The following is a 21,246-nucleotide window of genomic DNA, read 5'->3' on the forward strand; positions in this document are numbered from 1 at the left end:
GGGTGAGGGCACCCACCGCGCCCGACGCCGCCGTGGGTGCACCCCCGACCTACGTCGACGTCCGGCACCGTCGCAGCGTCGAGGACGCGCGCGCGGCGTTCGCGTGGCTCGTGGTGCTCGTCGTCGGCCTGCTGCTGGCGACGATCGCGGCGGAGACCATGCACGGCATCGCCCAGGACCTCCATCGCGGCATCGGTCGGATCCCGCGCACGGTGTTCGAGGTGTTCCTCGTCCTCGTGCAGGTCACCTACATCCTGCTGCTCACGCTGACGCCGCTGGTGCTCCTGGCGACCCGGCGGTTCACCCTGCTGGGCCGCGGCGCACTCGCGCTCGCGCTCGGGCCGATCGTCTTCCGCCTGGTCGAGCTGCTCCCGCAGGTGCCGACCACGACGCTGGAGATCTCGGACGCGCTCGACCTCACGGCCGTCTCGTGGCCGCCGACGGGCGTGCTCGCGGGATGCACCGCGCTCGCCGTGGTGACCAGCCCCGCCCTGCGCCGGCCGTGGCGCCGGGCCGTCTGGGTGCTGCTCTGGGTGCTCGTCGTGCTGCGGGTCGTCACCTCGTCGTCGGCCCCGCTCGACGTCGTCCTGGCCATCGGGGTGGGCGGCGTCGTCGGGGCCGGGCTGATGCTCGCGCTGGGCCGGACCGTCGGCGAGCTGACGCCGGCGGGGGTGCGCCGCACCCTCGCCGAGGCCGGGCTCGACCTGGACGAGGACCCCGAGCCCGTCGACGTCGGCACCTGGACCTTCCGCGGGCACGCCGACTCGGGTCCGGTGGCGGTCCGGGTGATCGGCGAGCACGACTGGAGCTCGGCCCGCCTGGACCAGGCGTGGCGGCGGCTGCGGTGGCGCGACGTGAGCGACGACGACGTCGACCCGCAGCCCGCGCAGGCCGTCACCACCGAGGCCATGGCGGCCCTGCTCGCGGCGTCGCGCGACGTGCACGTCCCCGCGGTCCGGGCCGTCGCGCGCGCCCCCCGCGGCGAGTCGGTCCTGGCCGTCGACGCGGTCCCCGGCCGGGTGCTCTCGGGTCTCGCGACCGAGGAGATCACCGACGACCTCCTCGGGCGGGCGTGGGAGCAGGTGCGCCTGCTGCGGTCGGCCCGCATCGCGCACCGTGAGCTCGACCTGACGCGCCTGACCCTCGACCCCCACGGTGACATCTGGTTCACGGACCTCGACCGCGGCCAGCCCGCCGCCTCCGACGCGGTGCTCGCCTGGGACGTCGCCGCGCTGCTGGCCGCGACGTCGCCGGTGGTGGGTCCGGAGCGCGCGGTCGCCGCCGCCGACGCCGCCCTCGGGCACGACGCCCTCACCGTCGCGCTGCCCCGCCTCGTCCCGGCGAGCCTGTCCACGCGGACGCGCACGGCGGTGAAGTCGGCGGGCGGGATCACCCCGCTGGTGGACGAGGTCCGCCGCGTGACCGGCGCGGGCGAGCCCGACTTCGAGCAGGTCGCCCGGTTCAAGCCGCGGACGCTCGTCATCGCGGCGTTCCTGGCCGTCGCCGTGTACTTCCTCGCGCCCCAGTTCGCCGACATCCCGCGGTCCATCGAGGCGATCGGCGGCGCCGACCCGCGCTGGGTCATCGCGGTGGTCATCGCGTCGGCGGCCACCTACGTCGGGGCGGCGCTCGGCCTCGCCGGCGGCACCCCCGGGCGCGTCCCGGTCGGTGAGGCGACCAGCGTGGCCCTCGCGTCCTCGTTCGTCGCCACCTTCTCCCCGCCCGGCCTCGGCCAGGTCGGCCTGAACATCCGCTACCTGCAGAAGCGTGGCTTCGCGTCACCCGTCGCCGTCTCGGCCAGCGCCGCCAAGGAGACCGCCGTCTTCGTCGTGCACCTGCTGATCCTGGCGACCTTCGCGGTCCTTGCAGGGTCGACGGGCGCCCTGTCCTCCGAGCTGGACAAGCTGCCGCCGGTCGGGATCGTCGTCGCGATCGTCGCGGGGGTGCTGGTCCTCGCGGGCGTGGCGCTCGCCATCCCGCGGGTGCGGGTCCTGCTGCGCGACCGGCTGGTGCCGGCCGTGCGGTCGTCGGTCGATGCCATGCGGATCGTCGTGTCGAGCCCGGCCAAGCTGGTCACGCTCCTCGCCGGTGTGGCTCTGCTGCCGCTGGGGTACGCCACCGCCCTCTACTTCTCGGTCCGCGCCGTCGGCGTGAGCGACGCGAGCTTCGTGGCCGTCGCGCTGGTCTCGCTCACCGCCGGCGCGGTCGCCACGGCCGCACCGACCCCCGGCGGCGTCGGCGTCGTGGAGGCCGTGCTGCTGGCGTCGCTGACCGGCATCGGCGTGCCGTCCGGCCCGGCCCTGGCGGCCGTGCTCCTCTACCGGCTGTCGACGTTCTGGCTGCCGATCGTGCCCGGGCTCATCTCGTTCCGGGTGCTGTCCCGACGAGGGATCATCTAGGTCCGTCAGCCCCCGGCCGCCGCGGCCGCCGCGCGCGCCGCGTCGAACGGCGCTCGGTCGAACAGGAACCGGCTGCGCGTGATCTGGCCGTCGACCACCCACACGCACTCCGCGCCGGGTGCGTCCGGCACGGGCCGCGTCACGGTGTCGTACATGACCAGCGCCTTCTCGTCGTCGCCGAACGCCGCGATCATCGTCGCGCTGACGAGCGAGCCGACGAACGGCGCCATGAACGCGCGGTAGGCGTCGGCCCCCTCCAGGCGGCCCGGCGGCGCGTCGCAGACGATGTCCGGGTCGATGTACGCCATCGCGGCGTCGAGGTCGTGGTGCGTCCAGGCGTCGAAGTACGCGAGAGCGACGTCCAACGGTGCTGCAGCCATGCGAGCCCACCTCCTGGGTCGGTTGTCACGCACGACGCTAGGACCGGCCACCCACACCCGACCGACCCGCTACCCCGGCTCCCGGCCGGGCTGCTGCGGCACGACGCCGATGGCCGCGGTGCCCGGTCGCGCCCTCGCCAGCACCGAGACGGGCGGCCCCACGGGGCGGCGGACGACGCGCTCGCTCGTCGACCAGGACGCGCGCGTCCCGCGCGCGGTGCGCAGCGAGCGCTTCCGCGCACACCTCGTTCTCATCGACGTCCCCTGAGGTGGTGCACTCATCCACGGTAGGGACGGATCGGCGGCGACGGACGGACGAAGGTCCCGGGTCAGTCCCCGACGGACCGCGAGCGCGTCGCGAACTCCTCCGACACGGGCGGCAGCAGGCAGAACAGGAGGCCGGCGGGGTCGGCGAGGATCGCGTAGTCGTCGAAGCGGGTCTGCACGGACGCGCCGAGGCCCGTGAGACGCGCGATCTCCGCCTCGAGGTCGTCGGTCTCGATGTCCAGGTGGTAGCGGGGCGTCGGATCGTCGCCGATGTCCTGGGTGGCGACGTGCGGCAACGACGCGGCGCCCCGGAGGCCGACGAACGGCTCGTCCGGGACGGGGTGCGGCGTGGCGTCGAGCGCGCCGGACCAGAAGGCGGTGACCGCGTCGAACCGGGCGGCCGGGGCGTCGATGATGACCTCGCGGAGCATGATCCGGTGCATCCGTGGAGCGTAGTGTCAGACCCGTGTTCGAACATGTGTTCGTGCCCGCCGCCACCATCCTCCACGCCGACCTCGACGCCTTCTACGCCTCGGTCGAGCAGCGTGACGACCCCCGCCTGCGCGACCGCCCCGTCGCGGTGGGCGGTGGGGGCGTGATCCTCGCCTGCTCGTACGAGGCCAAGCGGTACGGCGTGAAGACCGCCATGGGCGGCAGGCAGGCTCGCGCGCTGTGTCCTGAGCTGGTCTTCGTCCGGCCCCGGTTCGACGCCTACGTCGAGGCGAGCAAGTCCGTGTTCGAGGTCTTCCACCAGACGACTCCCCTGGTCCAGGGTGTCTCGATCGACGAGGCGTTCCTCGACGTCGCCGGCCTGCACCGCATCGACGTGCCCCCCGTCGAGATCGGCGCCCGCCTGCGGACCCGCGTGCGCGGCGAGGTCGGCCTGCCCATCACCGTGGGGGTCGCGCGGACGCCGTTCCTGGCCAAGGTGGCGTCGCGGGTGGCCAAGCCGGACGGGTTGCTGCTCGTCCCGCCCGGCGGCGAGGACGCGTTCCTGTACCCGCTGCCGCTCGAGCAGCTGTGGGGCGTCGGCGAGGTGACCGCGCGCAAGCTGCACTCGTTCGGGCTGGTGACGGCGGGGGACGTCGCGGCGCTGCCGTCGTCGGTGCTCGTCGGTGCGCTCGGGCCTGCAGCGGGGCGGCACCTGTTCGCGGTGGTGCACGGGCAGACGCCGGCGCGCGTCGTGGTCGGGGGCTCCCGCGGCTCGATCGGCGCCCAGCGCGCCCTCGGGCACGGCCCGCACGAGGTGCCGTTCGTGCGCGCCGCGCTGCTCGGGCTCGTCGACCGGGTGTGCCGACGGATGCGCAAGGCCCACCGGACCACGCGCACGGTGGTGCTCCGGCTGCGGTTCGAGGACTACACGAAGGCCACCCGGTCCCGGTCGTTCGCGCAGGCCACCGACTCGGGCGAGGACATCGCCGCGGCGGCCCTCGCCCTGCTCGCCACCGCCGGCCCGCTGATCCGCGAGCGCGGGCTGACCCTCGTGGGCGTGGCGCTGACCGGGCTGGGGACCGACGCCTTCGTGCAGCCGACGCTGCCGCTCGACCACCCCGACCGGGGCGGCCTCGACCACGCCGTGGACGCGGTGGCGCTGCGGTTCGGGACGCAGGCCGTCATGCGGGCGAGCCTGCTGCGGCGCGGCGAGGGCATCGCCGTCCCGCTCCTGCCGGACTGAGCTAGAGCGAGACCCCGTCCGCGTAGACCAGCCGCGGCACGGGCACGCCCGGGACGCCGGGCACGGTCGGGTCGGCGTCGAGCAGCTCGTGCTCCTCCACCAGCACCCGCCAGTCCGACTCCACCGCCCCAGGCTGCCGGAGCCCGGGGTACCCCTCGCCCTCGGGCACCAGCACCGACCCGGTCCACGTGGCCCGGAAGCCACCGGACTCCTCCACGCTCACCGCGAGCAGGAGGGACGTCGACACCGTCGACCACTCGAGGTCGCCGGCCCCGGCGGCCCGGTTCTGCACGGTCGCCCGCACGGTCCGCGACTGCTGCAGGCGGGACGCGCGGGTGGCGGCGTCGCCGGTCGGGCTGTCGGCGCTCAGCTGCTCGCCGGCGAGCTCGGGGCCACCGTGCGGGTCGAACCGGAGCCAGCTCACGACGCCGGTCAGGGTGACCTGGACGTGGCGCGGATCGGGCCGGCTCACCGTGAGCGTGCGGGTGGGCAGAGGCTGCACCCAGCCCGTGAGCGCGACCGGGGAGAGCGAGCACCCCTCGATCGACCGGGGCTGGAACCGGGCGACGGCGAGGCGCACGAACGGCCACAGGGCGGGCGTCTCCTGCAGCGCGACGTCGACGAACCAGCGACCGGTGTCCTCGTCGAACTCGGCCTGGTAGCCCAGCACCCGCACGGCGGGGTGCCCGCGGACGTCCCGCAACGGCACGGAGCCCGCCACGGCAACCGGGTTGCCCGGACCGTCCGGCCAGCCGCGGTCGCGACCGCCGAGCACCTCCCCGTCGAGCGGCGGCCGGATCCCGACGGCCTCGGACGCCCCGGTCTCGACCACGTCGAGCACCAGCTGGCCGAACGTCAGCAGCGGGGGCACGGTCGGGTTCGTCGTCGCACCGCCGTGCTGCACGATCGGGTCCGCGGCCCACAGGCTCGTCGCGCCGTCGGGCGCCTGGGTCGCCTTCGGCTGGCGCGACCACGTGCCGTCCCCGGCCTGCACCCACTCGTCGGTGTCGAACACGAGGACGCCCAGCAGCTCGCCGTCCCCGGAGGAGAACCAGGGGCGGGCCAGCCAGACGCGCACGCCCGAGCGCCGGACCTGCCGCCACGCGAACGGGTCGGCGGGCTCCGGCTGCTCCTCCCAGCGCAGCAGCGGCACGGCGTCGAGCACCAGCGGCGCCGCAGGGCGGGCCGACGACGGGATGTCGAGCACCACGGCCTCGCCGGGCACGGGCTCGGCGGGCAGCTCGTCGGGCGCGAAGAACTCGGCGTACCGCGTGGTCCCGCTGGGCACGTAGGTGACGCGGCGGTAGTGGGTGTCCTCGAACGTCTGCAGCATCTTGTGGAACCCGATGCCGCCGAGCGCCTGCAGGAGCGGGCCCGTCGGCAGGAAGTCGTAGAGGAACAGCACGCCGGAGGTCTCGCGCTCGGCGACGGACGAGCGCACGACGACGTCGGACCTGGACACCACCTGCGGCGTCGACGCCGTCGGGTCGTCGACGGTCTCGGTCCACGACGCCCGCACGACGAGCGTGTCCGTGCTCGCGCCGTGCACGTCGACGAGGCCGGTGAAGGCGGCGACCGACCGGCCGGGCGGCCGCAGGAACAGGTCGAGCGCGGAGAGGGCAGGGGGCCGTACGGGCGTCGGCACGGCGTGCACCAGGCGGACGTCGGTCGAGGGCGTCAGCCACCAGGTCCACCCGGACGACGCGGCGCGCATGAGGGCGGCCGCGGCGACCACCTCGTCGGTGGTGTAGCCGTCCGCGGGGTCGACCGCGCTGGCCAGGTGCGAGCGCCACAGCCCGAACTTGTCCAGCGCGCGCACGTCGAGCGTGCTGGAGACCGCCACGCGCACCTGCTCGCCCGGCGGGAGCTGCACGTGCACCTCGTGCCCGACCACGTGGGCGCCGAGGGCGTCACCGGCCTCGACGACGAGCCGCAGGGGCTGGAGGGACGGCCACGCGCCCGGGTACGGCACGGAGACCGCCTGCAGCGCGCGGGGCTCGGGCAGCGAGTGGGGCGCTCCCGCCTCGTAGAACACCAGCGAGATGCCCGTCGCGTACGGGTCGGGGAGGTACGGCAGCCGCAGCGCGTCGGTGTCGTGCACGACGTACTGGCCCTCGCCGATGGGCCGGCCGCGGTCGGCCGTGATCTCCGCCAGCGTCGCCCGGTGGGCGGACCCGGTGTCGGCGCCGGGCCGGTCGACCAGCGCGATCCCGGGCTGCTCGTCGGTCGCGGTGGCGTCGGTCAGGCTGGGCACGAGCTGGTCCAGCAGCGTGCCCCGCTCGGCGAGCGCGACCGCGTACAAGCGCCTGATCTCCGCGGCGTCGCCCGTGCCGATGGCCGTGTCGAACTCGCCGGCGGCCTCGGCCTCGAGCTGCGTGGCCTTCGGCGGGGCGAGGTGCCGCTCGGACGTCGTGGGTCCGCCGCCGCGCACCACCAGGGCGGCCGGCTGCTCCCCCGGCGTGAGCTCGTCGCGGACCACGAGCGCCGGCGCGGGGACGGGCTCCCACCGCAGGTAGGGCCGTGGCGTGGTGACGACGGACCGGGTCGGCAGGCGCAGCTCGTCGGGAATCAGGAGGTCGTCGTTGGCGGCCAGGCCCGCGAACTCGCCCGCGTCGATCCGCAGCTGCGGTCGCACGCGCAGGGTCGCCCGCGACTCGGCGAGGATCCGCGACGCCGCCGCGACGTCGTCGAACACGCGCTGGACCGGCGGGACCTCCTCCGGGATCCCGGCCCGCGCCACCAGGTTCTCCAGCGTCGCGTCGAGGCGCGCGTCGCCGGACAGGAGCTCCTCGGGCAGCCGCGCGACCCGCGGCGGTTCCTCGCGCAGGCGCTCGATCACCGCCGCGCGCCTCGCCTCCGCGACGCCCCCGCGGTCCCGGCGGACGTACGCCTCCCGCACGCGCTCCAGGTGCTCGCGGGCCGCGCCGATCTGCCGCTCGCCGGGCCGACGCGGACGCCGCCGCGGCACCTGCGGCACCGAGTTGCCGGCCAGGTCCACGGCCAGCACCCGGAAGCTGTACGACGTGCCGTAGCGCAGCCGGGGCAGCGACAGCGGCTCGACCCGCGAGACCGTGTGCGCACCGTCGATCGGCTCGTCGGGCACGGTGTCGACGACGGCCTCGGTCGCCCCGTCGGGACCCGGCGGCTCGACGTGCACGATGGTCAGCCCGGGGCGCGGCGCGGACAGGCTCCAGCCGTCCCACCCGGCGACGACCTCGTGCAGGTAGTACCCGTTCGTCTCGTCACCGGGCGCCCGGTTCAGCGCCGACAGCTGCAGGAACCCGACGTCGGGCTCGTCAGCGAGCACGCCCAGGCCGCCGGGTGACGCCGTCACCGTGACCCGCCGCCGGTGCAGGCTGTGCCACTCCGTCGTCACGTCGTCCCACACCTCGACGCGGATGCCGCGCACGAGGTCGTCCAGCAGCAGCTCGCGCGTGCCGTCGTCGGCTGCGAGGGCCTCGGCCTCCTGCACGCGGGCGCGCAGCTGGGCGGCCCGCTCGCGGCGCGCCAGGGCGAAGCCGGTCGAGCGCAGCGTCCCGGGCGCCGACGTCGCCGGGTCGCCGTTGGCCTCGCTCGCATACTGCCGCGCGAGGTTGCGCGCGTGCTGGTCGAGCTTGAGGCCGGACGCGTCGGGGTCGACGTCGAGCACCACCCACTCGTCGTCACCCAGCGGCAGCGCGCCGCCCACCCACGCCTCGCTCGACCGCGCCGCGAACACCGGTCCGTCGACGACGACCGCGGTCTTGCGCGGCGGGAGCACCTGCAGGTCCGCGCCGGGCGACGTGAGGGTCACGCTCACCCACGTCGCGCCGGCCAGCGCGGCGCGGGCGCGGGTCGCGTCGAGCCCGTCGAGCACCACGTCGACCGCCAGCCCGAGCCGGCGCAGCAGGGTGGGCGTCGCCCCGAAGGAGCCGACCCTGGCGTGGAAGTCGTGCTCGGGCCGGTCGAGACGCGGGGTCGGCGGCGCGGTGGGGTCCGGCTCCCGGCGCGGGGTCTGCTGCGGCTGCTCGGGCCGCTCGTAGTAGCGCCGCATCGCGTGCGAGTCGGCGATCAGCTGCAGCTGCGGGTCCGCCGTGAGGTCCTGCCCCGCCAGCGCGTCGAGCTGCCGGGTCACCCGCGTGTCCGCCTCGGGGTCGTCCAGCAGCACCTGCACCGGCGACGGACGGTCCACGATCTCCGACTGGTACGGCGGCAGCGGCGGGATCTCGCGCCCGTGGCCGCGCTCGGGGTCGGTCTCGTCCGGCTCGGTGAGCGGGCCGATCGTGGTCAGCGCGTCCCTCAGCCGCTGGCCGGCCAGCTGGAGCCCGCGCCGCGCGCGACCCGCCTCGTCGTCGAGCAGTCGCCACAGCGGGCCACCCTGGTCGAGGTTCGCGAGCGTGCGCAGCATCCCGCCGGCCACGGGGTCGCCCGCCAGGCGGGGCCGGGTCAGCGGCGCCGCCGTGATCGCCGCGAGGTGCAGGTCCACGGCGTGGTCGCTCAACCGGCTCGCGGGGTTGGTGCGCCAGGTCTGGTCCGACAGCGCCGGCGTCGGGAAGCCGTCGACCRGCGTGCCCGGGGGCAGCACGGCCGCCCACGACGCGGCGTCGGCCACCGAGACGACGCGCAGCGGCAGCGACGTCCCGAGCGAGGTCTCCAGGGCGAACGTGCAGCCGGCGAGGGTGGTCGGCCAGTCGACGGCCGCCGGGAAGTCGGACAGGAGGGCGCCGTCGACCAGCTTGTGCGTGAGGAACACGGTGAGCTGGAACGGGGCCTCGTCGGCGAGCGAGTGCGGCAGGGCGGTCGCCAGGACGGTGGTGGGCATCGGTCCTCCTGCGTCTACGCCGGCACGGGCGCGAACGCGCCGCAGTACTCGGCCCAGTCGGCGTTCATGCCCGTGCCGTCGGGGGGCATGACCTGGTACATCGTCGGGTCGCCCTTCGAGCCGGCCAGCTTGCGCTCGACCGAGATCTCGACGGACGCGGAGAAGAAGAGCACCTCGACCTCGACCACCAGCGAGGCGCGGCCGATGAGCTTGCCGGTCTCGAAGTGGTAGGTCAGCGACAGCTCGAGCGTGATCGACGCGCTGATGAGGCCGAGCACGTCGACCTCGCCGCGGATGCGGAAGTAGGCCGTGAACAGCCCCTTGTCCGCCTCGAGCCGCAGGTAGACGCCGACCGAGATCGACACCGACCCCGACGCGACGCCGAGGTCCACCGACAGTGACGCGCACGCCTCGAGCCCGAGCTCCAGCAGGACGAGCCCCTTGGGCGCCGCCCGCAGCACCAGCCACCCGCCGCCGCCGACGCACATGACCGTGAGCCGGAAGGGCGCGTCCTTGGAGCAGAAGTGGAACCCGACCGTCATCGCGTCGCCGAGGAACGGCACCCGCGCGTCGGCCCCGAGCGAGATGTTCTCCAGGCTGAACACGCCGACCGACACGTTGGGCAGCGTGAGGTCGAACCCGGCCGTCACGCCCTCGGGCGCCACGTCGACGTAGGGCGGGTCGGAGAAACCGTCGAACGGGATGAGCTCGCGCAGCCGGTCGACGAACGACAGCGGCCCGAGGAACCCGAGCCCGCCGAACACGACGTCGACCTCGGGCTTTCCCGACGACCCCGCGTGGAACCCGATCCGCCGGAACATCAGCTTCATCAGCCCGGCGTCGCCGTCGCCGATGAGGTTCAGGTCGAAGTCGACGATCTCCGCCACGATGTCGACCGCCGGCGGTGCGGTCGCCGACGCGCGGACCTCCACGTCGAGGTGCAGCGAGTCCGGCTTCGGCTTGAAGATGTTCGGCGCGCCCGGCAGCCCCCACGGCTTGATCAGCGGCCGCCACGACATCCGCGCGGTGACCTGCCCGCCCGCGATCCCCTCGAGCATCTGCGCCAGCCCGGCCGCGTCCTTGGCGAGGTCCGTGAGCGTCTTCAGGGTTGCGACGGGCTTCTCCAGCGCGGACCGGACCGCGGCCGGCACGCCCGGCACGCCGATCGCGTCGAGCAGCGGCTGGAGGTCGCCCGCGAGCGCGACGGCCGCGGCACTGACCGCGTCGGGGTTGCCGGGCAGCCCCTGGACGGCCGTGACGAGCGCGTCGAGGTGCGCCTGCAGGGTGCCGACGAGCGCGTCGAGCTGGTCCTTCGCGTGCTGCGCGACCGCCTGCGCTCCCCCGTGCGCGGCGTTCGCGACCTCCTGCGTCAGCCGCGCCTCGGCGTCGTCGATCGCCGCCTTGAGCCGCTGCGCCTCGGTGAGCAGCTTGGTCACGGCGTCGAGCGCGTCGGACACGAACGCCGGCGCCTCGTCGAGACCCGCCGCCTCGAGCAGGTCCAGCAGGCTGAACAGCCCGAACAGCTTGGGCATCGCGCCCGACAGGAAGGAGCTGGGGTCGAACTGCGCCGCGTCGAACGCCGAGGGCGCGTTCCCGCTCTCCCCGATCGCGCCCAGCGCGCGCGAGATCCCCTTGACGGACAGGTTGGGCGCGACGAACCCGCCGGCCCGGTCGGACCCGGTGGTGAAGTCGACCGCGGCGGGCGCGCTCTTGAGCGCGAGGATCAGCTCGCCTGCGTTGGGGGCGCCCGGGACGGGCTTGGCGTCGAGGGCCCGGGCGGGCAGACCGTTCGCCAGGTACGGCTTGGCGAACACGAGGTCCACGGCGGGCGCCTGCGGGGCGAGGTGCCGCATCGAGGGCACGATCGACCGCGTCTCGGTGAGGAACGGCCGGCTCGTGACGTTCGGCGAGTCGATCTCGCCGTCGAAGATCAGGTGCCCGACCTCGATCGACGTGTCCCCGGCCTTGACCGGCTTCGCGACCGCGAGCGCCTGCCCGCGCCCCTGGATCTGCCGCACCGGGAAGTACCGCGGCGAGGCGTCCTCGGCGTGGAACACGAACGTCTGCGGCCCGTCCTTGCCCGCCTGCACGAACACCAGCGGCGCCGGCCAGGTCCGGGTCTCGCCGCCGCGGTCGACCGTGGTCAGCGTGAACGGGAACGGCACGCCGTTGCGCGTCGGCACGAACGGCTGCTGGTCGTCGGGGGGCTTGTCGATGTCCGGCGTGACCAGCGGGCTGATGGTGACCTGCCCGAACGGGTTGTCGAAGTCCGTCGGCGGGTATCCGCGGGTCGGCTGCCGCACGATGATGAACCAGCGCTGCCACAGGTAGGCGACCGGGGTGTCGCGGTGCTTGACCTCCCGCTCCGTGATCTTGACCAGGAAGCACCGGTGCCCGAACGGGAACAGGATCCCGGGGTAGGCCACCCGCACGTACCCGTCGCGTCCCATGAACGCCTGGTGCCGGTAGTCGACGATGTTCGCGGGGAACTCCCACGACTGCTTCCAGTCGAACCAGGCGCCGAGGCTCGACAGGCTCAGGCGACTGACCTCGAGCGGGGTTCGCGCGTTCTCCGGGTTGCCGCCGTGCGTCTGGTTGACGATCGCCGTGCGGTCGAACGGGACCAGCGGCTGGTCGAACCCCGGCGGCGGCAGCTCGCTGTCGCGGGTCCACAGCGCGCGGACGATGCGCTGGTCGGTGTCGTCGTCGTCGAACGTCCCGTCGTCCGCGCGGACCGTCAGGTGAGTGCGCCAGAGCTCGGACCGGTCGCTCGGACCCTTCGGGCTCGACTCGTGCCGGAACGCGCCGCGCGCGCTCGGGGAGACGATGAGGCGGTACGGGGCCTCGATGGCCGTCTCCACGTCCCTGGGCGGTTCGATGCCCGAGCCGTCCGACCCGCCGTTCTCGGTCGCGCCGGGGGCCACCCGCAGCCGCAGGGTCTGGATCGCGTCGAGCACCGTCTCGAGCGTGTAGGTGATGCGGGTGCCCTCCGGCACCTCGTAGACGAGCCTGGTCGGCCCGGCCGCGACGTGCCGCGACGGGCTCCCGGGCTTCGCGGGCGGGGGTGGCGAAGCGCCCGCCTGCCAGACCTCCTCGCCCACGTGCTGCGGGGGGAAGTGCACCACGAGCGACGCGTCGGGGCCGGCGACCAGCTCCGCGCCGCCGTCGGTCGGTTCGATGGTGCACCCGGGCGCCTCGAGCCTCAGGTCGACCAGGTCCCGGGTGCGCAGCAGCCTCGTGTCGATCGGCTGCGGCCGCTCGTCCGGCTCGCCCATGCGGCACCGCCCCCTCGCGTCCGCTTCGTGCTGATTTGGGTGCCTTCGAGAGCCGATCATGCTCCCCTTGGCGGCGTCCCGCTACGCCTTTCGGGTGAACGTTGCCTCCGCCTGCCGGGGCGGGTCCAACGTCCCGGACCGCGCGCTCGGGCCGGGAGGACGATCGAGGGGTGAACGCACCGTGGTGGCGGCTGGCAGCCGAGGGCCAGCAGGGACCGGACCTGACGACGGCCGTGCGGGAGCCCGCGGGCGACGCGCCGGCCGACCTGGCCGACCTGCTCCCGCCCTTCGTCGACTGACCTGACCGGGGTGCGCCGCAGGTAGCCGACGTGGTGCGATGGGAGCCCACGACGAGGAGGCGCGATGACGACGCTGACCACGCACACGCTCGAGGTCCCCGGGGCGTCGCTCGTCTACGACGTCCGCGGTCCTCTCCCGCCCGCCGACGGCCGCCCGCCCCTGCTGCTCATCGGCCAGCCCATGGACGCGTCCGGCTTCGCCACGCTCGCCTCCTTCCTGCCGGACCGGACGGTCGTGACGTACGACCCCCGCGGCCTGGGTCGGAGCACGCGCACCGACGGCAGTGCGCAGAACTCGCCGCAGCAGCAGGCCGAGGACCTGCACCGGCTGATCGGCGAGCTCGGTCCCGTGGACCTGTTCGGGAGCAGCGGCGGTGCCGTGACGGCGCTGGCGCTGGTGTCGGCGCACCCGGACGACGTCCGGACCCTCGTCGCGCACGAGCCGCCGATCCTCGGCGTGCTGCCCGACGCGGAGCAGGCGTTCGCGGCCGAGCGCGCGGTGCAGGCGGCCTACCAGCAGCGCGGCTGGGGTGCCGGCATGGCGGCGTTCATCGCCCTGACGTCGTGGCCCGGTGAGTTCACCGACGCCTTCAGCAGCGCGCTCCCCGACCCGGCGGCGTTCGGGCTCCCGACGGACGACGACGGATCCCGGGCCGACCCGCTCCTGTCCGGCGTCTCCAACGCCGTGACGGCGTACGCACCGGAGGTCGGCCCGCTCACGTCGGCGTCGACCCGGGTCATCATCGCCGCCGGGATCGAGAGCCAGGGCCTGCTCACGTGGCGCTCGTCGGCTGCTCTCGCCGACGCGCTGGGCCAGGAGCTCACCGTCTTCCCCAGCCACCACGGCGGGTTCTCCGGGCCGGAGTTCGGCCACGCGGGCGAGCCCGAGGCGTTCGCGGCCCGGTTGCGGGAAGTGCTCGGCTAGACCACCACCCTGACGAAGGAGTCACCATGGGATCGCACGAAGGACGTTCACGGGGGCCGGGAGACCTCCAGCGCCTCATCCGGCTGATCACGCTCGCGCTGGCGGTCGCCGCCGTGGTCAAGGAGCTGCGCACGCCGCCGGAGGAGCGGGAGTGGAACGGGGTCGTCGTCGGCGTCGTGCCCTACGACTTCCGGATGCCGACCGTCGAGCGGATCAAGCAGCGGTTCTGGGACCCCCAGGGCGCCCACCTGATCAGCCCGCGCGTCTTCGGCGTCGGCTGGACGCTCAACGTCGGCCGGATCGTGGAGCTGGTGCGTCAGCGGGTGTCGGCCTGACGGCAGGCGCGAGCCGCGGGGCCGACCTAGGGTCGGGATACCGCTTCGCTACCTCCGGAGGATCCCCATGGGAACGATCACCACGACCGACGGCGTCGAGATCTTCTACAAGGACTGGGGGTCGGGCCAGCCCCTCGTCTTCAGCCACGGCTGGCCGCTGTCGGCCGACGACTGGGACACCCAGCTGCTCTTCTTCCTGCAGCACGGCTACCGCGTCATCGCGCACGACCGCCGCGGGCACGGCCGCTCGACGCAGACCGGCGACGGCCACGACATGGACCACTACGCCGACGACCTCGCGGCGCTGACCGAGCACCTCGACCTGCACGACGCCGTCCACATCGGGCACTCCACCGGCGGCGGCGAGGTGGTGCACTACATCGCCCGGCACGGCGAGAGCCGCGTGGCGAAGGCCGTGCTGATCAGCGCCGTGCCGCCGATCATGGTGCAGACCGACGCCAACCCGGGCGGGCTGCCGAAGAGCGTCTTCGACGGCCTGCAGGAGCAGGTCGCCACCAACCGGTCGAACTTCTACCGCGACCTCGCGGCCACCGCCTTCTACGGCTTCAACCGGCCCGGCCGGGAGCCGTCCGAGGCGATCATCGAGAACTGGTGGCGCCAGGGCATGATGGGCGGCGCGAAGGCCCACTACGACGGCATCGTCGCGTTCTCGCAGACCGACTTCACCGAGGACCTCAAGAAGATCACCGTCCCCGTGCTGGTGATGCACGGCGACGACGACCAGGTGGTCCCCTACGCGGACTCCGGCCCGCTGTCCGCGAAGCTGGTGCAGAACGGCACCCTCAAGACGTACGCGGGCTTCCCCCACGGGATGCCGACCACCGAGGCCGCGACGATCAACGCGGACCTGCTGGCGTTCCTGCAGTCCTGAGCCGATCGCGGCGGCGGCGGTCCGAGAACGCCGCCGCCGCGGTCCCGGTCACGTGATCAGGGCCGGGGCGGGCGGCAGACGACGACCTGCAGGTCGTCGCCCTCGATCGTCACGGGGCCGGCGGCCGCGGGCAGCAGCACCGTCTGCCCGCGCCGGAGCGGTTCGGACCCGAGCAGGCCGGAGCCGGCGACGACGACGAGCACCGCGAGCCCGGCGTCGAGGACCCGGGACCCGCTCCAGCGCTCGACGTGGAAGAAGCGCGCAGCGTCGGGCAGCAGGTCTCCCGACGACGCCGCGGTGGCCCCGCGCAGCCGCGCGATCTCGTCGGCGGTCCACCCGCGGCGGTCGACGGCGGCGAGCGCGACGTCGAACCCGAGGCCCAGGTGGCCGTCGGCAGCGCCGTCGATCTCGAACCCGTCCCACTCCAGGAGGATCGACAGGTCGGTCGGCTCCTGCAGCTCGACCACGAAGGCGCCCTCGCCGATCGCGTGCGGCAGCCCGGCCGGGACCAGCACCGCGTCGCCCGCGTCGAGGTCGAGCACGTGCATCGCGCCGAGCATCGCGTCCGTGTCCTGCGTCCGCACCCAGCCCGCGAGCTCGTCGGCACCGACGTCCCGCGCGAACCCCAGGTGCACGCGGGCAGGCTCGAGCACCACCCACGCCTCGGTCTTGCCGTGGGCGAGCCCGAGGTGCTCGGCCGCGAACGGGACGTCGGGGTGGGCGTGCACGGGCAGCCGCTGGCCCGCGTCGAGCAGCTTGACCAGCAGCGCGGGGTCGGGGCCGTAGGCGGCGACGTGCTCCGCGCCGAGCCAGCCGACGGGATCGGCCGCGATCGCGTCGCGGAGCAGAGTCCCGTCCGGCAGGACCGTGAGCCCCACGGGATCGTGCCCGAACACCGACGTGCTCGACGCCACCCAGTCCTCGGGCTCGTGGCTCGCCGCAGGACCAGTGCCACGGAAGTCCGCGATCTGACGGCCGCCCGCGTAGAAGCGGTCGGCGGGCTGGTTGGCGGGCAGGAACAGCGGCCTCATGCCTCTCCTCGGTCGCGGATCTGGATGCGGACCCCGGTGTGCCACGTCGCCCCGGGCGCGAGCACGGGCGCGCCGGCGTGCGGCAGGTCGCGCTCGGGGCCGAACAGCGGGGCGTTGGTGGGTTCGACGCCCAGCACGTACGCGCCCCGCGCGGGCCAGCTCCACGTGCACAGCCGCGGCAGGGTCGCGTCCGTCCACGTCACGACGACATCGGGGTACGCGTCGTCGCCGACGAGGGTGGCCCGTGCCCCGCGCACGCCCACGTGCTCGGCGACGACCGGGGCCAGTCCCGGCCCCGGCGCGGGCGTGACCAGGGGGTCACGACCGTCGGGCAGCGGCTCGCGCACGACGGCCCGGTCGGCGTCCACGTCGAGCCGGGCACCGGGGCGCAGGAACGGGGCGCCGAGGTTGACGTGGTAGAGCAGCGGGACGCCGACGGGCTCGTCGCCCACGTTGCGGACGACGTCACTCACCTCGACGGCGGGCACCCCCGTCGTCGCCACGACCGTCCGCTCCACCAGGATCCGGGGGCCGCCCAGCGAGGTGTGCGGGACCGTGCCCGTCACGCGCACCTGCCAGGCGGCCCCCACCCGCTCCCGCGACCAGTGCACGTCGGTCGCGGGCGTGAGGTGGTGCGTGCCGTGCTGCCCCGACGAGCCGCGCGGCTCGCCGATGTTGTCGGGGCCGCACGTCGCGAGCAGCCCGCCCAGGAAGCGTTCCTCCCAGCCCCGGCCGGGCCCGGGGTCCACGGGGTTCGGCGAGCGCCAGGCCAGCGGCGTCGACCCCCACCACGTCGCGCCGAGGTCGAGACCGCGTCCGGGGAGCACCTCGAACGCGAGCCCGCCGGCCAGCCGCACCGAGAGGACCCCGCCGCGGTCGTCGACGGTGGCGAGCGCGGAGGGCTGGGACACGCGGCCGTCGTCGGTCAGGTCGGTCCAGGACGTCACGATCGGTCCAGCGCGGCGAGGAAGCCGCCGACGAACGAGTCGCCCAGTCCGATCGTCGTCGGCGCCGCGACGTCGGTCAGGTCGAGAGCCGGCACGATGCACGCGTCGGGGCCGAGCAGGTCCGCGACGTCCGACACGAGCCGTTGCGCGGTCGTGCCGGGCGTGAGGGCGGCCGTCGCCGCGTAGTCGTCGGCGGTGAAGCCGTCGCCCAGCCAGTACCGGGTGCTCGCCATCGTGATCCCGCCCACGAGCGCGGGGCGCAGCGAGGCAGCGCGCTGCCCGACCGCCAGCGCCCAGTACTTGGTGTGCACGACGAGGGTCGGCGCCGGGACCACGTCGTGCAGCTCTCGGACGGCCTTGGCGACCGTTGCGGGGTCGAGCAGGTCGACCGCGCGCCCGAGGTACGCCTGCATCTCGTCCTCGTTGAGGCTGTAGATGTCGGCGCACCACACCATCTCGTCGCGCACGCGCCGGCTCAGCGCCGGCACGTGGTACCCCGCGTCCTCGAAGACGACGAGGGCGTCGGGGGGCAGCAGCCGCATCGCCTCGCGCACCTGCGCCAGGCGGGACTCGAGCGTCGCCGGGTCCTGGATGACGTTGAAGGACGAGAGCAGGAAGACGTCGGCGGTGCGCAGCGCGTCGGGCAGGTCGGCGGCGATCTTCAGCTCACGGTGCGGCGGGTCGTTGGCGAAGATGACCCGGTTGGGGTGGGGAGCCACGAGGTCGGTGTCGCCCAGGCGCACCCGCGCGCCCGCCGGGTACTGCACGATCAGGTGCGGGTCGAGCGAGTCCTGCGAGGCGCTCGACACGTAGTCGACGGACGCCGGGAGCAGCCGGCGCACGGTGTCGTCGATCGACACCAGGTGCATCGTGCTCGGCACGCCGAGCACGTCCATGGCGATCGCCGCCCGCACGCACGTCCCGCCCAGGGTCACCGCCTTGTCGAACCGCGCCGCGACGGCCTCGACGATGTCGGAGGAGGCGACGAACCGCTCTCCCCCGACACCGTCGCGGACGAACGCGAGCAGGCTCCGCACGAGGTCCCGCACCGAGTCGACCGGGGTGGCCGGGTCGAGATCCTCAGGACCGATGCGGTGCTCCGCCGCGAGCGCCTCGAGCACGGCCGGGTCCCAGCGGATCTCGTAGTCGACCGTCCCACCCATGCCCAGCACGAACCTCGTGCTCATTCCTCGGCTGCTCCCTCGTGCGTCGTGGCCGTGCGTCAGTACAGGTCGGCCTTGCCGGCGGCATCGAACAGGTGGATCTTCTGCCCGGCGACCTCCTGCATGGCGGCGATGCACGGCGGCTGGATCGAGTTGGGCTCACGCAGCGAGCTGTCCGCCAGGACCTCCCGCATCTTGTCGTGGTAGGCCACCTTGATGTCGCTCGAGATGTTGATCTTGTTGACGCCCAGCTTGACCGACTGACCGATCTCGTCGTCGGGGTTGCCGGAGCCGCCGTGCAGCACCAGCGGGATGGGCAGCAGGGCCTTGATCTCCTGCAGCAGGTCGAGCTTGAGCTGCGGGGTCACGTGCTTGGGGTACAGGCCGTGCGCGGTGCCGATGGCGATCGCGAGGCTGTCCACGCCGGTGCGCTCGACGTACTCGACCGCCTCGGCGGGGTCGGTGAACGCGATCTGGGAGACGAGCACGCCGTCCTCCGCCTGCTCGTCGAGCTTGCCGATGGTGCCCAGCTCGCCCTCGACCGAGAGGCCGACCGCGTGCGCGGTGTCGACGACCTTCTTGGTGATCGCGACGTTGTCCTCGAACGGCTGCATGGACGCGTCGATCATCGCCGACGTGAACCCGAGCTGGATGGCCTCGAGCACCTGCTCGTAGGTGCCGCCGTGGTCCCAGTGGATGGCGACCGGCACGGTCGCGCGGTGCGCACGCTGGATGAGGGCCGCCAGGGCGTCGCCGCCGAGGTGCGACACCTCGTCCGGGTGGATCGCCACGATCAGCGGCGACCGCAGCTGCTCGGAGATCTCGAAGACTCCCTTGCCCATCGCGTAGTCGCTGATGTTGAAGGCGGGGATGGCGAAGTAGTTCTCGTTCGCCACCGCGAGCAGGTCTCGGCCGTTCATCAACATGGTGTGTATCAACTTCCTGTGTGGGTGTTTCAGAGGAATGGGGGGTCTAGATCTTCACAGCGCCGGCGGTCATCCCCCCGATGAAGTAGCGCTGGAAGAAGAGGAAGAGAACGAGCACGGGAATGCACCCGAGAATGCTCATCGCCATCATCTCGTTCCACTCGTACGAGTGCTGTCCCATGAGCAGCTGGATGCCGATGGGCACCGTGCGCATGTCTTCCGTGCGCGTAAGCGTCAAGGCGAAGAGGAATTCGTTCCAGCAGATCATGAACGTGTAGACGCCGACGGACACGAGGCCCGGGACAGAGATGGGGACGAGAATGCGCCACAATGCGGTCAATGGACCGGCGCCGTCCACCTTGACGGCCTCGTCGAGCTCTTTGGGAAGGGTGTTGAAATACCCCGTGAGCATGATGATCGCGTAGGGCAGCGTGAACACCATGTAGGTGAGGATCAGGCCCTGGTAGGTGTTGTAGAGCTTGAGCGCGACGACGAGCCCGAAGTACGGGATCAGGAGCGTGATCGGCGGCACGGCCTGGACCGAGACGACGACGACGTTGATCGTCTTCTTGCCCCAGAACTCGTAGCGGCTGAACGCGTAGGCGGCATGCATGCCCACCACGAGCGACAGGGCGGTCACCGAGAGCGCGATGACGTAGCTGTTGAAGAAGAACCGCAGCTTGACGGGGTCCGTGAGGATCGTCGTGTAGGCGTCGAACGAGAAGCCGGGCGTGATCAGCCGGGGCGGGAACTCGAAGATCTCGGGGTTCGTCTTGAAGGAGCTCGAGAGCATCCACAGCACGGGCAGCGCCGAGAAGCAGGCGCCCAGGACGAGGGCCACGACGAGCATGGCCTTCTTGCCGGTGTGCTTGGGCGGCGTGCGGAGCACCGGTGCGTCGGTGGTGACGCCAGGGGTGGCCAGCGTGGTCATCTCAGTCCCTCGCCTTCTGGTGCCGGACGTAGAAGAACGCGAGCACCATCGACATCAGCAGGACGAGGACGGCGGCCGCGGAGGCGACCGAGAACTCGTACTGGGTGAACGCGAGCTTGTAGGTGAAGGTGGAGAGCACCTCGGTGGCCGTGATGGGTCCGCCGCCGGTCGTCATCCAGATGAGCGCGAACTGCTGCGTGGTCCAGATGAAGTCCAGGAGCGCCATCGAGATGATGATCGGGCGCAGCATCGGGAGGGTCACGTTGCGGAACTGCGCGACCACGCCGGCGCCGTCGACGCGGGCGGCCTCGTACAGGTCCTTCGGGATGCCCTGCAGACCCGCCAGCAGCGAGATCATGAAGAACGGGTAGCCGGACCAGATGTTGATGAACGTCACCGCTGCGAGGGCGGTCGACGGGTTGGCGAGCCATTCCGTCTGGCCGTCCGTGAGGCCGGCCGTGCCCAGCAGGTAGTTGATGACGCCGTTGGGGCTCAGCAGCAGCCGCCACAGCACCGCCACGATCGCCACCGTGAACAGCCACGGGAGGATGTACAGCACCCGGAAGAGGCCCTTGGTGCGATTCCCCAGCAGCGGCGAGTTGAGCATCAGCGCGAAGGCGAGCCCGATGACGAAGTGCACGACCACCGAGCTGATGGTGAACACGAGGGTGTTCCGCACGGCCGTGACGAACACGGGGTCGGTGAGGACGTCCATGTAGTTGGCGAAGCCGACGAACGCGGGGTTCTTGTTCGTGATCACCCCGTCGAGCAGCGAGTAGCTGACGACCATGATGATCGGCGTGACCATGAGGATGATCAGCAGCACCCCGGTGGGGGTGAGGAATCCGTAGGGGGTCAGCGTCCGCCTGATCCTGCTCAGCGACCGCGACCGCGACCGCTGCGCTCCGACCGGGGCCGGCGGCGTCGCCTGCGCGGGTCGGGCGTCCGGTGCCGGACGAGTGATGTTGGACATGATCGGCTCTTTCCTCGGGGGTGGGCC

17 protein-coding genes are annotated in these 21,246 nt (G+C 73.3%); 7 read left to right on the forward strand and 10 right to left on the reverse strand.

The genetic code is table 11. The features are described 5' to 3' along the window. Positions 1-2: 2 nt before the first annotated feature. Positions 3-2,399: a lysylphosphatidylglycerol synthase domain-containing protein gene (locus tag AC1DT4_RS00125; protein ID WP_477087731.1), complete on the forward strand. Its 2,397-nt coding sequence runs from the start codon at positions 3-5 to the stop codon at positions 2,397-2,399. 5 nt (positions 2,400-2,404) lie between these two features. Here AC1DT4_RS00125 and AC1DT4_RS00130 read toward each other — a convergent pair whose 3' ends face one another. Continuing rightward, on the reverse strand, positions 2,405-2,779 hold the full coding sequence (locus tag AC1DT4_RS00130; protein WP_477087732.1) for a nuclear transport factor 2 family protein: 375 nt from the start codon (positions 2,777-2,779) through the stop codon (positions 2,405-2,407). 118 nt (positions 2,780-2,897) lie between these two features. Between AC1DT4_RS00130 and AC1DT4_RS00135 the strand changes: the two genes are divergently transcribed. Continuing rightward, positions 2,898-3,047, forward strand: coding sequence for a hypothetical protein (locus AC1DT4_RS00135; RefSeq protein WP_477087733.1), 150 nt, complete (start codon positions 2,898-2,900; stop codon positions 3,045-3,047). A gap of 61 nt (positions 3,048-3,108) precedes the next feature. On the opposite strand, the gene AC1DT4_RS00140 is transcribed toward AC1DT4_RS00135, so the two are convergent. Further along, complete coding sequence (locus tag AC1DT4_RS00140) at positions 3,109-3,489, reverse strand: VOC family protein (RefSeq protein ID WP_477087734.1); 381 nt, start codon at positions 3,487-3,489, stop codon at positions 3,109-3,111. Between the two features lie 23 nt (positions 3,490-3,512). Here AC1DT4_RS00140 and dinB point away from each other — a divergent pair, with 23 nt between their 5' ends. Beyond that, a complete protein-coding gene (gene dinB, locus AC1DT4_RS00145) occupies positions 3,513-4,721 on the forward strand; it encodes a DNA polymerase IV (protein WP_477087735.1) in 1,209 nt (402 codons plus the stop codon). Between the two features lies 1 nt (position 4,722). Here the strand turns inward: dinB and AC1DT4_RS00150 are convergent, their stop codons facing one another. Both AC1DT4_RS00150 and AC1DT4_RS00155 read right to left on the reverse strand, forming a co-directional pair. After that, positions 4,723-9,522 (reverse strand): hypothetical protein, encoded by a 4,800-nt coding sequence (locus AC1DT4_RS00150; RefSeq protein ID WP_477087736.1) that lies wholly within the window; start codon positions 9,520-9,522, stop codon positions 4,723-4,725. A gap of 14 nt (positions 9,523-9,536) precedes the next feature. Continuing rightward, positions 9,537-12,797, reverse strand: coding sequence for a hypothetical protein (locus tag AC1DT4_RS00155; protein ID WP_477087737.1), 3,261 nt, complete (start codon positions 12,795-12,797; stop codon positions 9,537-9,539). Between the two features lie 170 nt (positions 12,798-12,967). Here AC1DT4_RS00155 and AC1DT4_RS00160 point away from each other — a divergent pair, with 170 nt between their 5' ends. The 4 genes from AC1DT4_RS00160 (at position 12,968) to AC1DT4_RS00175 (ending at position 15,248) form a co-directional block, all read left to right on the forward strand. Further along, on the forward strand, positions 12,968-13,096 hold the full coding sequence (locus tag AC1DT4_RS00160) for a hypothetical protein (protein ID WP_477087738.1): 129 nt from the start codon (positions 12,968-12,970) through the stop codon (positions 13,094-13,096). Between the two features lie 64 nt (positions 13,097-13,160). Further along, positions 13,161-14,021: an alpha/beta fold hydrolase gene (locus AC1DT4_RS00165; RefSeq protein WP_477087739.1), complete on the forward strand. Its 861-nt coding sequence runs from the start codon at positions 13,161-13,163 to the stop codon at positions 14,019-14,021. 26 nt (positions 14,022-14,047) lie between these two features. Continuing rightward, on the forward strand, positions 14,048-14,356 hold the full coding sequence (locus AC1DT4_RS00170; protein ID WP_477087740.1) for a DUF5808 domain-containing protein: 309 nt from the start codon (positions 14,048-14,050) through the stop codon (positions 14,354-14,356). A gap of 67 nt (positions 14,357-14,423) precedes the next feature. Next, complete coding sequence (locus AC1DT4_RS00175) at positions 14,424-15,248, forward strand: alpha/beta fold hydrolase (RefSeq protein WP_477087741.1); 825 nt, start codon at positions 14,424-14,426, stop codon at positions 15,246-15,248. A 56-nt stretch (positions 15,249-15,304) separates the two neighbouring features. Here AC1DT4_RS00175 and AC1DT4_RS00180 read toward each other — a convergent pair whose 3' ends face one another. From AC1DT4_RS00180 to AC1DT4_RS00205, 6 genes are read right to left on the reverse strand one after another with little or no spacing between them, the layout of a single operon-like run. After that, on the reverse strand, positions 15,305-16,279 hold the full coding sequence (locus AC1DT4_RS00180; protein ID WP_477087742.1) for a class I mannose-6-phosphate isomerase: 975 nt from the start codon (positions 16,277-16,279) through the stop codon (positions 15,305-15,307). Then, complete coding sequence (locus tag AC1DT4_RS00185; protein ID WP_477087743.1) at positions 16,276-17,226, reverse strand: DUF4432 family protein; 951 nt, start codon at positions 17,224-17,226, stop codon at positions 16,276-16,278. Before AC1DT4_RS00185 ends, AC1DT4_RS00180 begins: the two co-directional genes overlap by 4 nt. Further along, positions 17,223-18,413, reverse strand: coding sequence for an ADP-dependent glucokinase/phosphofructokinase (locus AC1DT4_RS00190; RefSeq protein WP_477087744.1), 1,191 nt, complete (start codon positions 18,411-18,413; stop codon positions 17,223-17,225). The genes AC1DT4_RS00185 and AC1DT4_RS00190 overlap by 4 nt, the downstream gene beginning before the upstream one ends. Before the next feature lie 35 nt (positions 18,414-18,448). Next, positions 18,449-19,309, reverse strand: coding sequence for a ketose-bisphosphate aldolase (locus AC1DT4_RS00195; protein ID WP_477087745.1), 861 nt, complete (start codon positions 19,307-19,309; stop codon positions 18,449-18,451). Between the two features lie 52 nt (positions 19,310-19,361). Further along, entirely contained in the window at positions 19,362-20,246 is an 885-nt protein-coding gene (locus AC1DT4_RS00200; protein ID WP_477087746.1) for a carbohydrate ABC transporter permease, read from the reverse strand. Position 20,247: 1 nt separating this feature from the next. Next, entirely contained in the window at positions 20,248-21,219 is a 972-nt protein-coding gene (locus AC1DT4_RS00205) for a carbohydrate ABC transporter permease (protein ID WP_477087747.1), read from the reverse strand. Between the last annotated feature and the right edge of the window lie 27 nt (positions 21,220-21,246).

It is taken from the genome of Cellulomonas sp. P4_D11, assembly GCF_056401915.1.

What these genes read in the sequence shown, in the direction of transcription:
- AC1DT4_RS00130 (WP_477087732.1), bottom strand. Translation starts at nt 2,779, where the DNA reads ATGGCTGCAGCACCGTTGGACGTCGCTCTCGCGTACTTCGACGCCTGG.
- AC1DT4_RS00140 (WP_477087734.1), bottom strand. Translation starts at nt 3,489, where the DNA reads ATGCACCGGATCATGCTCCGCGAGGTCATCATCGACGCCCCGGCCGCC.
- AC1DT4_RS00155 (WP_477087737.1), bottom strand. Translation starts at nt 12,797, where the DNA reads ATGGGCGAGCCGGACGAGCGGCCGCAGCCGATCGACACGAGGCTGCTG.
- AC1DT4_RS00165 (WP_477087739.1), top strand. Translation starts at nt 13,161, where the DNA reads ATGACGACGCTGACCACGCACACGCTCGAGGTCCCCGGGGCGTCGCTC.
- AC1DT4_RS00170 (WP_477087740.1), top strand. Translation starts at nt 14,048, where the DNA reads ATGGGATCGCACGAAGGACGTTCACGGGGGCCGGGAGACCTCCAGCGC.
- AC1DT4_RS00175 (WP_477087741.1), top strand. Translation starts at nt 14,424, where the DNA reads ATGGGAACGATCACCACGACCGACGGCGTCGAGATCTTCTACAAGGAC.
- AC1DT4_RS00180 (WP_477087742.1), bottom strand. Translation starts at nt 16,279, where the DNA reads ATGAGGCCGCTGTTCCTGCCCGCCAACCAGCCCGCCGACCGCTTCTAC.
- AC1DT4_RS00190 (WP_477087744.1), bottom strand. Translation starts at nt 18,413, where the DNA reads ATGAGCACGAGGTTCGTGCTGGGCATGGGTGGGACGGTCGACTACGAG.
- AC1DT4_RS00195 (WP_477087745.1), bottom strand. Translation starts at nt 19,309, where the DNA reads ATGAACGGCCGAGACCTGCTCGCGGTGGCGAACGAGAACTACTTCGCC.
- AC1DT4_RS00200 (WP_477087746.1), bottom strand. Translation starts at nt 20,246, where the DNA reads ATGACCACGCTGGCCACCCCTGGCGTCACCACCGACGCACCGGTGCTC.
- AC1DT4_RS00205 (WP_477087747.1), bottom strand. Translation starts at nt 21,219, where the DNA reads ATGTCCAACATCACTCGTCCGGCACCGGACGCCCGACCCGCGCAGGCG.